The following is a 14817-nucleotide window of genomic DNA, read 5'->3' as shown; positions in this document are numbered from 1 at the left end:
GGACCAGCCGAACGTAACCGTGGCACAAGGGGTTGCGCCAATCAATTTTTCTGATCGTTGGGATTTATGCCAGTGATCCTTCACGCCATTTTGATGCTGCGCTGCACCATCGCGGGGTGACGCGGCGCCTCATCCCGGCGATGACTTCGTGCGTCATCGCTGCGCATTGAAATGGCTGGAATTAGGCTCGATAGATTGTCGCGACGACACGCGCCGGAAACATCCGGTCCGTAATGATGGCTCTAGGTCTCGGAGTTTGGCAGTGGATCAATCGTCCTTTCAAAAACAGCTCGCCGCGTTACGCGATCATCGCGCGGCGGCGCCCGCCAGCATGCGCCAGGCCTTCGCCGCCGATCCCAAGCGCTTCGTTACATTCTCCGCCACCGACGGCGACCTTCTGCTCGACTGGTCGAAATGCGCGGTCGACGCGCTCACCATGGACTTGCTGGAAAAGCTCGCCAAGGCGGCCGATCTCGAAGGCCGTCGCGACGCCATGTTCGCCGGCAAGAAGATCAACCTCACCGAGGACCGCGCCGTGCTGCACACGGCACTGCGCAACCTGACCGGCAAGGGCGTCACCGTTGACGGCCAGGACGTCAAGGCGGACGTCATGGCCGTGCTTGATGCCATGAGCGCCTTTGCCGATGCCGTACGCTCGGGCAAGGCGGCCGGCGCCACCGGCAAGAAGATCACCGACATCGTCAACATCGGCATCGGTGGTTCCGATCTCGGCCCGGCCATGGCGACGCTGGCGCTGGCGCCTTATCATGACGGGCTGCGCGCGCATTACGTCTCCAACATCGACGGCGCCCATATCCACGACACGCTGAAGGGCCTGTCCGCCGAAACCACGCTGTTCATCATCGCCTCCAAGACCTTCACCACCGTCGAGACGATGACCAATGCGCAGACGGCGCGCAAATGGGTCCAAGAGGCGCTCGGCAAGGAAGCGGTCGGCAAGCATTTCGCCGCTGTCTCGACCGCGCTCGACCTGGTGGCCAAGTTCGGCATCGCGCCGGATCGTGTCTTCGGCTTCTGGGACTGGGTCGGTGGCCGCTATTCGCTCTGGGGCGCGATCGGCCTGCCGGTGATGATCGCTGTTGGCCCGCGGAATTTTCGCGCCTTCCTCGATGGCGCGCACGAGATGGATGAGCATTTCCGCACCGCGCCCGTGCAGGAGAACCTGCCGACCCTTTTGGGGCTGGTCGGCTGGTGGCATCGGGTGGTCTGCGGATATCCAGCGCGCGCCGTCATCCCTTATGATCAGCGCCTATCCAGGCTGCCGGCCTATCTGCAGCAGCTCGACATGGAATCGAACGGCAAGAGCGTCACCCTCGAAGGCACGGCGGCGGCGACGCCGACCGGGCCGCTGGTCTGGGGCGAGCCCGGCACCAACGGCCAGCATGCCTTCTTTCAGCTACTGCACCAGGGCACCGATTTCATCCCGGTCGAGTTCCTGGCGGCGGCCGTCGGTCACGAGCCCGATCTCAAGCATCAGCACGATCTGCTGCTCGCCAACTGCCTGGCCCAGTCGGAAGCGCTGATGAGGGGCCGCACGCTGGACGAGGCCCGCGCCCAGATGCTGGCCAAGGGCATGAAGCCGGCCGAGGTCGACAAGATCGCCCCGCATCGTGTCTTCTCCGGCAACCGACCCTCGGTGACCATTCTCTACCGCAAACTCGACCCGCGCACCTTCGGCCGGCTGATCGCGCTCTACGAGCACCGCGTCTTCGTCGAGGGGACGCTCTTCAACATCAACTCCTTCGACCAATGGGGCGTCGAGCTCGGCAAGGAACTGGCCACCGGCCTTTTGCCTGTCGTGGAGGGCAAGGAAAGCGCCGCTAACCGGGACGCATCGACCGCTGGCCTTGTGGGATTCATCCACCATTTGCGTGGCTCGGAGTGAAAAGTTTGGCAGACATCAAGGGAATATTGTTCGACAAGGATGGAACGCTTGTCGACTTCAACGCGACCTGGCTCGGCGTCGCCGATTTTATGGCCATGGATGCGTCGGAAGGCGATCGCTGGAAAGCCGACAGACTGCTGGCCGCCGCCGGCTTCGATTTCGCCAACAAGCGCTTCAAACCTGATTCCATCTTTGCGTCCGGCACCAATCTCGACGTCGTCGAATTGTGGTTCCCGCGCCTGTCCAACGAGGACCAGATGCTTGCGGTTGCCCGCTTCAACGAGATCACCTCGGTGCAGGGCTCGGCGATGGCGGTGGCGCTGCCGGGCATCGTCGACACGCTGACGGCATTGCACAGGAAATCCTACCGGCTTGGCGTCGCTACCAACGATTCGACCAGCGGCGCGGAAAAGACGCTGGTCACGCTCGGCGTCGCCCAGCTGTTCGACGCGGCCTATGGCTACGACGCGGTGGCCAACCCGAAGCCGGCGCCCGACACCATCCTGGCCTTCAGCGATCTCACCGGGCTGAAGCCGGCGGAAATCGCCATGGTCGGCGATAATAGGCACGACCTCGAAATGGCGCGGGCCGGCGGCTGCGGGCTGGCGGTCGGCGTGCTCTCCGGCACCGGCACCCGCGAATCGCTGGCCGGGATTGCCGACATTGTTCTTGATTCGGTTGCCGATCTGCCCGACTTTCTTTCGGCACGGGTCAAGGAAACGATCTGACCGGGCTAGACTTGGCAAATCAACTTGGACTTTCCCGCCAACGGCTGAGATGGGGTGGTGAGCCGAACGTCTGCAGTTAGTCGAAACCGACGGTTAGCTGCCGTTCCTCACTTCACCCCGCGACATAAGATGTGCGGGATTAGTATCCTGCGTGGTCGTTGCCACCGTGCGCGGCGATGAACATGGCGACGGCCGACCGGCAATAGGATTCGATTTCGTTGTCGTCCTCTGCTCTCGCCTCATCGAAGCGTGCGATAATCAGGAGATCGGATCCTTTGATAAGCGCGGCAAACAAGCGGGCGGACCGGAGAGGATCGGGCACGTTCAGAACCGCCTTCGAGTGCAACTGACGCAACAGGGCCTCGATTTGGGCGATGACATGGGCTGGGCCGGCTTCGTAATGGAGCTTGCTTAACGACTTTTGATTCGTCTTGTCGGCCATGATCATGGCTTCGACACTGCGGGCGTCCGGGCTCAACAGCGTGCGAAGCAGGGATGATCCCATCGCCATGAGCTGATCTTCGGCCGAACCGTCGACGCCTTCAGAAAGAGCCAGTGGTGCAAACTGATGGCAGTGGGCCGCGATGGCCGCGCTAAACAGCGCCTCCTTGTTCTCGAAGTGCCGATAGATGCTGAGCTTGGATATCTTCGCCCGTTGGGCGACCTTGTCCAATGTCGTCGCTTGAAAACCCAATTCCACAAAGAGTTCGCACGCGGCGTCGACTATCGTTTGGCCAAGCGCCTCGTTGGCGGGCCGGCCGCGCCGGGCCTGGCTGTTTTCGGTCATGGCGATTACAGTCCTTGACAGTATCGTAATTCTTGAATTACGATACCACGCAGTTTCAGAAATATGCAAGCCAAAGATTGGATTTTACGCTGTCCTCCAAATCAAGTTTCCCGAGGCCGCCCAGAGATATCGAATGCGGCATCGTCCGGCCGGTCAACACAGTGATGGGCGACTGTCTCGGCGATGCCGTAGCCCTGCTCGCTGCCTGTCTTGAGCGCGTATCGCTGGACGCTATTTCGCGCCAAGCCCAGCCCAACCCCCTCCATCCAAGACACGGAGCTTATCACCATGGATGACGTCATCATCATCGGCGGCAGCTTTGCCGGTCTCGCCGGCGCCCTGCAGCTCGGCCGTGCCCGCCGCAAGGTCACCGTTCTCGATACCGGCCTGCCGCGCAACCGCTTCGCCGGCCACTCGCATGGTCTGCTCGGCCACGATCACAAGCCACCGCTGGACATCCTGGCCGAGGCGCGGCAGCAGCTGGCGCGCTATCCCACGATCAAGCTGGTCAATGCCCGGGCCGACAGCATCTCCGGCGCCATCGACGATTTCACCGTCCTCACTGGCGATGGCGAAAGCCTCGGCGCGCGCCGCCTGATCCTGAGTTATGGCGTTGCCGACCAAATGCCTGATGTTCCAGGCTTTGCCGAAGGCTGGGGCACATCCATCGTGCCCTGCCCCTATTGCGATGGCTTTGAAGTCGCCGGCCAGCATTGGGGCCTCGTCTGGTCCGGCCCACAGTCGATGAATCAGGTCAGGCTGTTCCACGATTGGACCGACACGTTGACGCTCTTCGCCGATGGTCATGACATTCCGCCCGATATCCGGGCCGATCTGGCGCGCCGCAACATACCCGTCGTCGATGGCCGGATCACCGGGATCGCCCAACACGGGGCCCATAGCGCCACCGTCAAGCTCGATACCGGCCCCAATGTCGCGGTCGACATCCTGTTCGCGCATCCGCGCAACAAGCCGTCCGCAAGCCTGCATGAATCACTGGGCCTCGCCACGGTCAATACACCCCTCGGCATCGCCCTCAAGGTCGACGAGCGCCGCGAAACCAGCATGCCCGGCATCTACGCCGCCGGCGACCTCGCAAACCCCCTCATGGCCTCGGTCACTACGGCAACATCGCACGGCGCGACGGCGGGTATCTCCGCTCAGCAGTCGATGCTGGTTTGAGAGCATAGATTCCTACTCCGGTTACCGCGGGCCATCACGGAAAACCTCCTTTTGGGGGGCGCCTACGCCAGCAGATCAGCGGTGGTGCGATAGAGGCCCGTGGCAAGAAGATCGTCGGCGCAACCGCATCTGTTAGACTTGGCATGGCGCGTGAGGACGACCGTGACGTAGGCGACGTTATTGAGCGGGCGACGGCGCGCTCTGCTCGCGGAGAGCTGCTTCGAGCGACTTGAGCGGATACATCTGTATGGCGAAAAGTACAGTGGCGAATTAGGGGACGCTGAGCTTAGAAGTTAGCGCCGTCACGACCGCTTTCTGAACGTGCCTTTGATTGGATGATCGTCTGCGTTGAGGTCGAACTCGGTCATTCCGAGTGACTGGGTTTTGATCTCAGCGACAGCGGTCATCCGCTTCAAAGGAAAACACACCGCTCGGCTCCAGCGCGCTGTCTTTCGTCTGGCCGAAATCCGGCACCTTGTATTCGGCGAGCAGGTGCAGCCGTGATCGTGGCAAATAGGCGCGGCCGGGGTCGCCGACTAGGACCTCGATGCCGGCATTCAGGCAGCGTTCGAGAAAAGGCATGACTCGATCGGCGACGTCCTGTCCATAGAAGACATCGCCGGCAAGCACGAGGTCGACCATGGGTGGCGAACCCCTGGTGACATCGTCTCCGATCACGGTGATGGCGACGCCGTTGGCCGCCGCGTTGAGGGCGAGCGCAGCAACACCGTTGCGGTCGATCTCCGCGGCGATAACTTCGCGCGCGCCAGCCTTGGCGGCGGCAATGCCGACAAGGCCGGAACCCGCGCCGAGGTCGAGCACGCGGCGACCGGCCACCATTTGCGGGTGGTCCAATATGTGGCGCGCAAGCACCGCGCCGCCGGCCCAGGCATAGGCCCAGTAGGGCGGCCGCGGCTCGGGTCCATCGTCGTCCGCCTCGATCGTGTCGTCATCGGCGTCGGAGCTTTGGTGCGGATCGGTAAGCCGCCTCAGGCCACTGGCCGGATGCGGCGTATAGAGCCGGATCTCGGGGAGCGATGGCACCGGGGCGATGCGCATGTTCGCCCTGATAAACTCTGCCGGGTCTGGACTGCAGGGTGCATTCACGGCCTCAGGGCCGTCGGCTGCCGTCATTCGCGCAGCGCTCGCCGCAGGATCTTGCCGACCGGTGTCTTCGGCAGCTCGGTGCGGAATTCGATGTATTTGGGCCGCTTGTAGCCGGTCAGGTTCTCGCGGCAAAAGGCGGTGAGCGCCTCGGCGGTGAGAGCGGGATCCTTCTTGACCACGAACAGCTTCGGCACTTCGCCGGAATGCTCGTCCGGCACGCCGATCGCCGCCACTTCGAGCACGCCCGGATGCATCGCCACGACTTCCTCGAGCTCGTTCGGATAGACGTTGAAGCCCGAGACCAGGATCATGTCCTTCTTGCGGTCGACGATCTTGGTGTAGCCGCGCTCGTTCATGAAGCCCATGTCGCCGGATTTGAAGTAGCCGTCCTTGGTCATCACCTTGGCGGTCTCATCGGGCCGGTTCCAGTAGCCCGCCATCACCTGCGGCCCGCGGATGCAGATTTCGCCGACCTCGCCGAGCGGCAAGTTGTTGCCGTCATCGTCGCGGATGGCGATCTCGGTCGAGGGCAACGGCAGGCCGATCGTGCCGGTGAAGTCGCCGGAGGTGAACTTGTTGGCTGTGGCCACCGGCGAGGTTTCCGAAAGGCCGTAGCCTTCGGTGACCGAACAACCGGTCAGCGTTCTCCAGCGTTCCGCGACGCCCTTCTGCACCGCCATGCCGCCGCCCAGCGTCAGGATCAGCGGCTTGAAGTCGAGCTTGCGGAAATCCTCATTGTTGAGCAGTGCGTTGAACAGCGTGTTGAGGCCCGGAAAGATGTGCACGGGGTACTTCTGCAACTCCTTGACGAAGCCGGGAATGTCGCGCGGGTTGGGAATGAGCACATTGCGGGCGCCTTGCTGCATGCCCATCAGCGCGTTCACCGTCAGTGCGAAGATATGGTAGAGCGGCAGCGCGCAGATGAAGTTGGGGTGCGCGGGTTTCGGCTTGATCGTATAGGCGTCCTCCATCCATTGCGCGTTCTGCGCGACGTTGGCGAGCACATTGCTGTGCAGCAGCGTGGCTCCCTTCGAGACGCCCGTCGTGCCGCCCGTATATTGCAGGAACGCGACATCGTCGGCTGCCACCTTGGCCGGCTTAAAACCCATACCGGCGCCGGCCTTCATTGCGGCATTGAACTTGACATGGCCGGGCAGCGACCATGCCGGGACCATCTTCTTCACGCGGCGAACGATGAAATTGACGATGGTGCCTTTCAGGCTGCCGAGCATGTCGCCCATCGAAGCGACCACGACATGCTTGACCGCCGTCCTGGCGATCACCGCCTGCAAGGTGTTGGCGAAGTTCTCCAGGATGACGATGGCTTGCGCACCGGAGTCCTTGAGCTGATGTTCGAGCTCGCGCGGCGTGTAGAGCGGGTTGATGTTCACCACGACATAACCGGCGCGCAGGACGGCCATCATCGCCACCGGATATTGCAGCACGTTCGGCATCATCAGCGCGACGCGCGCGCCCTTCTGGAGGCCTTTCGATTGCAGATAGGCGCCGAAGGCCGCCGACAGCCGCTCGACATCGGTGTAGCTGATGGACTTGTCCATGCAGGTGAAGGCGGGCTGGGCCGAAAACTGCTTGCAGGCAGCGACGAGGAAATCGCCGATCGAGCTGTATGGCAGGGCGCCGATTTCGGCCGGGACGTTTTTCGGATAGCTCTTGAGCCACGGCTTTTCCGGCAGGCCGGCGGCAAGCGCCGTCAGTGCATTCGGCAATCGCTTGGCGGCGGCAGGCTTCGCTGCCGGCGGGGCCTTGGCCGCAGCAGCCTTCGCCACCGGCTTGGCAGCTGCCGGCGTTGCCGCGGACACTGTCTTTCCGGCAACAGTCTTGTTCGAGGCTTTCTTGGTCGAGGCTTTGGCTGCCGGCTTTGTGCTTGCCTTCGCCGGCACGGTGGCTGCCTTCGGCTTGGCCGCGGCGGCTTTGGCAGCGGGTGCTTTCGGCTTGGCTCTGCCGCCGGCTGCTTTTGGAGCCGCCTTGGCTGCCGCTTTCGCCGGCGCCGTTTTCCTTGATGCTTTTGCCACCCGTTCCTCCCTCGACAATTCTTGTTCGTCCGCGCCGCGCTCGCCCCTGAATTGACAGAGACGTCCTCCGCTGCCGCCGCTATGCACCTATGTATTGCCTCCATTGGCGACCGTGCAAGTCTTGCCCCTGCGGCAAGGCTGGAAAGATTTGCCGTCGAAAATCTTTCCTGCCGCCAGCACTCCCAACCGCTGTCCCGCCGCACTCTCGGCCGCTCGGAGGCGCGCGCGGCATCGATTATCGTCAGATCGGTGATCAATAAAAAAATGCGATCGTTAATAATCCCGTGAATGGAAGAAACTGCTAATTTTTTCTGTCATTTAGTAAAATCGCGGATTTTTTTCCTGCTTCCCAAGGGGTAAGCAAACGGGGTGTTCCAAAGCCGGAAAAACGGTGCTTATATGCGCGCTTCGCGAGCCTGATAGAGGGGCTTGGAAGAACATCAGGGAGTGCTCAATGAAGAAGAAACTGACTTTTGCAGCCGCGTTGCTGGCTGCAAGCGTCCTGGGCGGCGTGGCCAACGCGAAAACTCTGGTCTATTGCGCGGAAGCTTCGCCGGAGGGTTTCGACCCGGCGCCGTATACCGCCGGCCAGACCTTCGACGCGTCGTCGCGCACCGTCTTCAACCGCCTTGTCGAGTTCGATCACGGCAAGACAACGACCTCGCCGGGCCTGGCTGAAAGCTGGACGATCTCCGACGATGGCAAGGAATATGTCTTCAAGCTGCGCAAGGGCGTCAAGTTCGCCGCCACCGACTATTTCACCCCAACGCGCGACTTCAACGCCGACGACGTGGTGTTCTCTTTCGAACGTCAGGTCGACAAGAACGGCCCGTGGTTCCAGTACATCCCGGGTATTGCCTATCAGTATTACAATGACCAGTTCGGCGACAACATCACCAAGGTCGAGAAGGTCGATGACCTGACGGTGAAGTTCACCCTCAAGGAACCGGCAATCACCTTCATTCCGACGCTGGGCATGGACTTCGCCTCGATCGTCTCCAAGGAATATGCCGACAAGCTGCAGGCGGACAAGACGCCCGAGCTGTTCAACCAGAAGCCGATCGGCACCGGCCCGTTCATCTTCGTCGATTACCAGACCGACGCGGCCATCCGCTACAAGGCCAACCCGGACTATTGGGGCGGCAAGCAGAAGATCGACGATCTGGTCTTCGCCATCACCACCGACCCGGCGGTGCGCGCGCAGAAGCTGAAGGCCGGCGAATGCAACATCATGTCATACCCGGCACCGGCCGACATCGCCGGCCTGCAGGCTGAACCGAGCCTGAAGGTCGACGAGCAGGAAGGCCTCAATGTCGGCGCGCTGATGTACAACACCCAGCAGAAGCCGTTCGACGACGTGCGCGTCCGCAAGGCGCTCAACATGGCCATCAACAAGAAGGCCATCATCGACGCCGTCTTCCAGGGTGCCGGCCAGGTGGCGATCAATCCGATCCCGCCGACCATGTGGTCGTACAACAAGGAAGTGAAAGACGATCCGTACGATCCGGAAGCGTCCAAGAAGCTGCTCGAAGAGGCCGGCGTCAAGGACCTCAAGATGAACGTCTGGGCCATGCCGGTGTCGCGCCCTTACATGCCGAACGCGCGCCGCACCGCTGAATTGATCCAGTCGGACTTCGCCAAGGTCGGCGTCACCGTCAACATCGTCAGCTACGATTGGGGTGAATACCTCAAGCGCGCTTCCGCGGTCGATCACGACGGCGCCGTCATCGTCGGCTGGACCGGCGACAATGGCGATCCGGACAACTTCCTCGGCGTGCTCCTGAGCTGCGCTTCCGTCGGTTCGAACAACCGCGCGGAATGGTGCAACAAGGACTTCGACGCGCTCATCAACAAGGCCAAGACCGTTTCGGATCAGGCCGAGCGCACCAAGCTGTACGAAAAGGCACAGGTCATCTTCAAGGAACAGGCACCCTGGGCGACGCTCGCTCACTCCAAGGTGTTCATGCCGATGCAGAAGACCGTCACCGGCTTTGCGATGGATCCGCTCGGTATCCATCGCTTCGACGGCGTCGATATCGCCGAATAAGGTTGCGAAACGGGGGCGTCACCGCATGGTGGCGCCCCCACTCGCCCGCCATGCTGCGTTATATCCTCGGCAAGCTCGCCCTCATCATCCCGACCTTCATTGGGATAACCATCCTCGCCTTTGGCTTCGTGCGCATCCTGCCCGGTGATCCGGTGCTGGTGCTTGCGGGCGAACGCGGCCTGTCGCCCGAACGCCACACGGCGCTGATGCACCAATTCGGCTTCGATCTGCCGATATGGCAACAATACCTGACCTATTTGACCAACATCCTGAGCGGCGATTTCGGCACCTCGTTTTCCACCAAGACGCCGGTGCTCAAGGATTTCCTGGTGCGCTTCCCGGCAACGGTCGAGCTCGCCATTTTCGCGATGATCTTTGCCGTAGTCCTGGGGGTCGCCGCCGGCATCTTCGCCGCCATCCGCCGTGGATCCTGGTTCGATCAGCTGACCATGGGCACCGCGCTGGCAGGCTATTCCATGCCGATCTTCTGGTGGGGTCTGCTGCTGATCATCGTGTTTTCCGGCACGCTGCACTGGACGCCGGTTTCCGGCCGCATCGATCTTCTCTATTTCTTCAAGCCGGTGACCGGCTTCATGACCATCGACTCGCTGATCTCGGGGCAGAAGGGCGCCTTCCGTTCGGCGCTGTCGCACCTCATCCTTCCCACCGTCGTGCTCGGCACCATTCCGCTGGCCGTCATCGCCAGGCAGACGCGGTCGGCGATGCTTGAAGTGCTCGGCGAGGACTATGTACGCACCGCGCGCGCCAAGGGCCTGGCACCGCGCCGCGTCATCGGGCTGCATGCCTTCCGCAACGCGCTGATTCCGGTCGTCACCACCATCGGCCTGCAGGTCGGCACGCTTTTGACCGGCGCCATCCTGACCGAGAGCATCTTCTCCTGGCCCGGCATCGGCAAATGGATGATCGACGCCATTTCCAAGCGCGACTATTTCACCGTGCAGGGCGGGTTGCTTTTGATCGCGTTGATCGTCATGTCGGTGAACCTCATCGTCGACGTGCTCTACGCCGTCATCAACCCACGCATCCGGGCCAACTGACATGAGCAACGAAGGCCCAGCCACCATTGAAGCCGTGACCGTCGTCAAGCAGCAGGACGCAAGGCTGCAGATGTTCGGCGAGTTCTGGCACTACTTCTCCGTCAACAAGGGCGCGGTGATCGGGCTCTTCGTCTTTGCACTGCTGATCCTGATCGCCATCTTCGCGCCGCTGCTGGCGCCGCATTCGCCCGACGATCAGTTCCGCGACTTCTTCCTGACGCCGCCGGCCTGGCAGGAGGGCGGCAACGCACAGTTCCTGCTCGGCACCGACGCCGTCGGTCGCGATATGCTGTCGCGGCTGATCTACGGCTCGCGCTTCTCGCTCGCCATCGGCTTCGTCGTCGTCACTTCAGCGCTGATCTCGGGCGTGATCCTCGGCCTGCTAGCCGGCTACTGCCGCGGCTGGGTCGACACGTTGATCATGCGCATCATGGACATTATCCTGGCCTTCCCGTCGCTGCTCTTGGCCCTGGTACTGGTCGCGGTCCTCGGCCCCGGCCTTGTCAACGCCATGATCGCCATCGCCTTTGTGCTGCAGCCGCATTTCGCCCGGCTCACCCGCGCCGCCGTGATGGCCGAGAAGACTCGCGAATACGTCATCTCGGCCAAGGTCGCCGGCGCCAGTCATCTGAGGCTGATGCTGGTCACCATCCTGCCCAACTGCATCGCGCCGCTGATCGTGCAGGCGACGCTGTCCTTCTCCAACGCCATTCTTGAGGCGGCCGCCCTTGGCTTCCTCGGCATGGGCGCGCAGCCTCCGACGCCGGAATGGGGCACCATGCTGGCCGAAGCCCGCGAGTTCATCCTGCGCGCCTGGTGGGTGGTGACCTTCCCGGGCCTCGCCATCCTGATCACCGTCTTCGCCATCAACCTTATCGGCGACGGCCTGCGCGACGCGCTCGACCCCAAGCTGAAGAGGTCGTGAGCATGCCTCTGCTCGAGATCAAGAACCTTACTGTTTCCTTCGATACGGCGGCCGGACCGTTCATGGCCGTGCAAGGCATCGATCTCGCGATCGAGCCGCGCGAAGTGCTGGCGATCGTCGGCGAGTCCGGCTCCGGCAAGTCGGTGGCGATGCTGGCGGTAATGGGCCTGTTGCCCGACACGGCAACGGTCAAGGCCGACCGCATGGCCTTCGACGGCGTCGATCTTTTGGAGCTCAGCCCGTCCGAACGCCGCAAGATCGTCGGCAAGGACATTTCGATGATCTTCCAGGAGCCGATCGCCAGCCTCAACCCATGCTTCACGGTCGGCTTCCAGATCGAGGAGGTGCTGCGCTTCCACATGGGCATGGATCGCGCCCAGCGCCGGGCGCGTGCCATCGAACTGATGAAGCTGGTCGGCATCGCCGACCCGGAGGAGCGACTGAGCTCGTTCCCGCACCAGATGTCGGGCGGCCAGTGCCAGCGCGTCATGATCGCCATCGCCATTGCCTGCAATCCGAAACTCCTGATCGCCGACGAGCCGACCACCGCGCTCGACGTGACCATCCAGAAACAGATCCTCGATCTGCTGGTTTCGCTGCAGGCCAAATACGGCATGGGCCTGATCATGATCACCCACAATATGGGCGTGGTCGCCGAGACCGCCGACCGCGTTATCGTCCAGTACAAGGGCCGCAAGATGGAAGAGGCCGACGTGCTGTCGCTGTTCGAGTCGCCGAAGAGCAATTACACGCGGGCCTTGCTGTCGGCCTTGCCGGAGAACGCCGTCGGCGACCGGTTGCCGACCGTGTCCGACATGATGTTCGAGCCGGCGCCGTCGGCTGCGGGAGCCGCCTCATGAGCATCACCGTTCTCGAAGGCAAGAACATCGTTCGCGACTACCACATCGGTGGTGGCCTGTTCACCGGGCCGCGCACGGTCCATGCGGTCAAGGGCGTCTCCTTCAAGGTGGACAAGGGCAAGACGCTGGCCATCGTCGGCGAAAGCGGCTGCGGCAAGTCAACGCTTGCCCGCATCATCACGCTGATCGATCCGGCGACGGCGGGCGAACTGTTCATCGACGGCAACAAGGTCGACATCGCCAGGAACGCATTGACGAAGGAGATGCGCCGCAAGGTGCAGATCGTCTTCCAGAATCCGTACGGATCGCTCAATCCGCGCCAGAAGATCGGTGACGTGCTGGGCGAGCCGCTGCTGATCAACACCGACAAGCCGGCCGCCGAGCGTCGCGACCTGGCGATGAAGATGCTGAAGAAGGTCGGCCTCGGACACGAGCACTACAATCGTTATCCGCACATGTTCTCCGGCGGCCAGCGCCAGCGCATCGCCATTGCCCGCGCGCTGATGCTCAACCCGAGCCTGCTGGTGCTGGACGAGCCGGTCTCCGCGCTCGACCTTTCGGTGCAGGCGCAGGTGCTCAATCTGCTCGCCGACCTCCAGGACGAATTCCAGCTGACCTATGTCTTCATCAGCCACGACCTGTCCGTGGTGCGTTACATCGCCGACGATGTGATGGTGATGTATTTCGGCGAAGCGGTCGAATACGGATCGCGCGACGAGGTCTTCGCCGACCCCAAGCACAGCTATACCCGGACGCTATTCGCGGCCACGCCGCGCGCCGACGTCGCATCGATCAAGGCGAGGTTGGCGAAGAAGAAGGCGGCTTGACGTCTCTTCGTCGTCCCAGGGCCTTCGCCGCGTCGCTTCGCTTCAGGATGACGACGCTGGAGTGGCCGCCTCACGACAGCTTGGCGATGATGGTGCGCAGCGCTTCGCCGAAGCGGTGGATCTCATCGACCGTGTTGTAGTGGACCAGCGAGGCGCGGATGGCGCCGCTGTCCATCGAGAGATTGAGGCGCTTCATCAGTCGCGGCGCGTACATGTGGCCGTCGCGGATGCCGATCTGCATCTCGGCCATTTCCTCGACGATCCGCTGCGGCGACAGTTTGCCGATGTTGAAGCAGAAGGTCGGCACCCGTTCCACAATGCGGGCCTCGTCGGCAACGCCATAGATGGTCGCGCCGCAACCTTTCAGCACAGCAAGCATCTCGCGCGCCAGCACCAGCTCGTAGTCGCGGATGGCGCTCATGCCGGCAACGATGTTGTCGCGCCGCGAGCGGTTGTTGGAGGGCGCAAGATTGCGGCCGATCAGTTCCAGATACTGCACGGCCGCATCCATGCCGGAGACGTTCTCGTAGATGAACGTGCCCGCCTCGACCTTGTAGGGCGGCTCGTCGGGGATGAAATCCTCGCGGAAGGTCGGCAGCCGCTTCAGCGTTTCGAAACGGCCCCACAGGAAGCCCATATGCGGCGAGAAATTCTTGTAGCCGGAGCAGACGAGATAGTCGCAGTCCCAGGCCTGCACGTCGATCAGCCCGTGCGGCCCGTAATGCACGCAGTCGAGGAACACCTCGGCACCGGCCGCGTGCGCGATCCTGGCCACCTCGGCGACATCGACGATCGAGCCGATCGAGTGCGCGGTCACCGTGCACGCGACCAGACGGGTGCGGTCGGAAACGAGCGGGCGCAGATCGTCGACATGCAGATTGCCGTCCTCGCGCATCCGCCACCATTTGAATTTCGCGCCAGCGGACTCCAGCGCCAGCCATGTCGCGATGTTGGCGTCGTGGTCCATGTCGGTGATGACGATCTCGTCGCGCTCTTGAAGCATCTGGCCGATGCCGAGGCTGACCAGGCGGATGAACGAAGTGGCGTTCATGCCGAAGCAGATTTCCGCTGGGCTGTAAGCGTTGATCAGCAGCGCGACGCTTGTCCGGGCATCTGCGACCGACTGGTCGACGGTGACGCTGCGGCCATAGCGGCCGCCGCGCTGCACATTGTGCGAAACCAGATGGTTGGTCACCGCGTCGAGTACGCTCTGCGGGATCTGGGCGCCTGCGGCATTATCCAAGAAGATGAAATCGCCGGCCCGTTGCAAGGCGGGGAACATGGCGCGGATGGTGTGGACGGGAAACGCGGTTGCGCTCGCATTGTCGGTCTGGTGCTTGTTCACGGGTAGGCTCCT

At 62.5% G+C, this 14817-nt stretch carries 12 protein-coding genes; 8 read left to right on the top strand and 4 right to left on the bottom strand.

The window, feature by feature from the left end; all coding sequences use genetic code 11:
• Positions 1-256 precede the first annotated feature (256 nt).
• Both pgi and NKH02_RS02400 read left to right on the top strand, forming a co-directional pair.
• Positions 257-1906, top strand: coding sequence for a glucose-6-phosphate isomerase (gene pgi / locus NKH02_RS02405; protein WP_502913764.1), 1650 nt, complete (start codon positions 257-259; stop codon positions 1904-1906).
• A 5-nt stretch (positions 1907-1911) separates the two neighbouring features.
• Positions 1912-2634, top strand: coding sequence for an HAD family hydrolase (locus NKH02_RS02400; protein ID WP_352551039.1), 723 nt, complete (start codon positions 1912-1914; stop codon positions 2632-2634).
• Positions 2635-2773: 139 nt separating this feature from the next.
• On the opposite strand, the gene NKH02_RS02395 is transcribed toward NKH02_RS02400, so the two are convergent.
• Positions 2774-3421 carry a TetR/AcrR family transcriptional regulator gene (locus NKH02_RS02395; protein WP_352876039.1) on the bottom strand — a complete coding sequence of 216 codons (648 nt, stop codon included), beginning with the start codon at positions 3419-3421 and terminating at the stop codon, positions 2774-2776.
• A 288-nt stretch (positions 3422-3709) separates the two neighbouring features.
• On the opposite strand from NKH02_RS02395, the gene NKH02_RS02390 reads away from it, so the two are divergent.
• Positions 3710-4603 carry an NAD(P)/FAD-dependent oxidoreductase gene (locus NKH02_RS02390; protein ID WP_352876036.1) on the top strand — a complete coding sequence of 298 codons (894 nt, stop codon included), beginning with the start codon at positions 3710-3712 and terminating at the stop codon, positions 4601-4603.
• 390 nt (positions 4604-4993) lie between these two features.
• Here the strand turns inward: NKH02_RS02390 and NKH02_RS02385 are convergent, their stop codons facing one another.
• Both NKH02_RS02385 and NKH02_RS02380 read right to left on the bottom strand, forming a co-directional pair.
• Complete coding sequence (locus NKH02_RS02385; RefSeq protein ID WP_352876033.1) at positions 4994-5737, bottom strand: class I SAM-dependent methyltransferase; 744 nt, start codon at positions 5735-5737, stop codon at positions 4994-4996.
• The gene (locus NKH02_RS02380; protein WP_352876030.1) at positions 5734-7743 is read right to left on the bottom strand and encodes a long-chain fatty acid--CoA ligase; all 2010 of its coding nucleotides are present in this window, start codon (positions 7741-7743) and stop codon (positions 5734-5736) included. Before NKH02_RS02380 ends, NKH02_RS02385 begins: the two co-directional genes overlap by 4 nt.
• Positions 7744-8197: 454 nt before the next feature.
• On the opposite strand from NKH02_RS02380, the gene NKH02_RS02375 reads away from it, so the two are divergent.
• From NKH02_RS02375 to NKH02_RS02355, 5 genes are all read left to right on the top strand, one after another.
• Positions 8198-9790, top strand: a complete 1593-nt coding sequence (locus NKH02_RS02375) for an ABC transporter substrate-binding protein (RefSeq protein ID WP_352872041.1) — start codon at positions 8198-8200, stop codon at positions 9788-9790.
• A gap of 50 nt (positions 9791-9840) precedes the next feature.
• Positions 9841-10848: an ABC transporter permease subunit gene (locus tag NKH02_RS02370; protein WP_352876027.1), complete on the top strand. Its 1008-nt coding sequence runs from the start codon at positions 9841-9843 to the stop codon at positions 10846-10848.
• A 70-nt stretch (positions 10849-10918) separates the two neighbouring features.
• Positions 10919-11773: an ABC transporter permease subunit gene (locus NKH02_RS02365; protein ID WP_352629965.1), complete on the top strand. Its 855-nt coding sequence runs from the start codon at positions 10919-10921 to the stop codon at positions 11771-11773.
• A 2-nt stretch (positions 11774-11775) separates the two neighbouring features.
• Positions 11776-12633: an ABC transporter ATP-binding protein gene (locus NKH02_RS02360; protein ID WP_352872075.1), complete on the top strand. Its 858-nt coding sequence runs from the start codon at positions 11776-11778 to the stop codon at positions 12631-12633.
• Complete coding sequence (locus NKH02_RS02355; RefSeq protein ID WP_352872043.1) at positions 12630-13460, top strand: dipeptide ABC transporter ATP-binding protein; 831 nt, start codon at positions 12630-12632, stop codon at positions 13458-13460. Before NKH02_RS02360 ends, NKH02_RS02355 begins: the two co-directional genes overlap by 4 nt.
• A gap of 70 nt (positions 13461-13530) precedes the next feature.
• On the opposite strand, the gene NKH02_RS02350 is transcribed toward NKH02_RS02355, so the two are convergent.
• A complete protein-coding gene (locus NKH02_RS02350; protein WP_352872044.1) occupies positions 13531-14805 on the bottom strand; it encodes a cysteine desulfurase-like protein in 1275 nt (424 codons plus the stop codon).
• Between the last annotated feature and the right edge of the window lie 12 nt (positions 14806-14817).

Origin of the sequence: Mesorhizobium sp. M1396, assembly GCF_040317725.1 — a bacterium.
In the GTDB taxonomy this organism is placed as follows: Bacteria; Pseudomonadota; Alphaproteobacteria; order Rhizobiales; family Rhizobiaceae; genus Mesorhizobium.
Note: the sequence above shows the minus strand (reverse complement) of the source record. Positions and strands in the feature narration are given on the sequence as shown.

What these genes read in the sequence shown, in the direction of transcription:
- NKH02_RS02390 (WP_352876036.1), top strand. Translation starts at nt 3,710, where the DNA reads ATGGATGACGTCATCATCATCGGCGGCAGCTTTGCCGGTCTCGCCGGC.
- NKH02_RS02375 (WP_352872041.1), top strand. Translation starts at nt 8,198, where the DNA reads ATGAAGAAGAAACTGACTTTTGCAGCCGCGTTGCTGGCTGCAAGCGTC.
- NKH02_RS02385 (WP_352876033.1), bottom strand. Translation starts at nt 5,737, where the DNA reads ATGACGGCAGCCGACGGCCCTGAGGCCGTGAATGCACCCTGCAGTCCA.
- NKH02_RS02370 (WP_352876027.1), top strand. Translation starts at nt 9,841, where the DNA reads ATGCTGCGTTATATCCTCGGCAAGCTCGCCCTCATCATCCCGACCTTC.
- NKH02_RS02360 (WP_352872075.1), top strand. Translation starts at nt 11,776, where the DNA reads ATGCCTCTGCTCGAGATCAAGAACCTTACTGTTTCCTTCGATACGGCG.
- NKH02_RS02365 (WP_352629965.1), top strand. Translation starts at nt 10,919, where the DNA reads ATGTTCGGCGAGTTCTGGCACTACTTCTCCGTCAACAAGGGCGCGGTG.
- NKH02_RS02395 (WP_352876039.1), bottom strand. Translation starts at nt 3,421, where the DNA reads ATGACCGAAAACAGCCAGGCCCGGCGCGGCCGGCCCGCCAACGAGGCG.
- NKH02_RS02355 (WP_352872043.1), top strand. Translation starts at nt 12,630, where the DNA reads ATGAGCATCACCGTTCTCGAAGGCAAGAACATCGTTCGCGACTACCAC.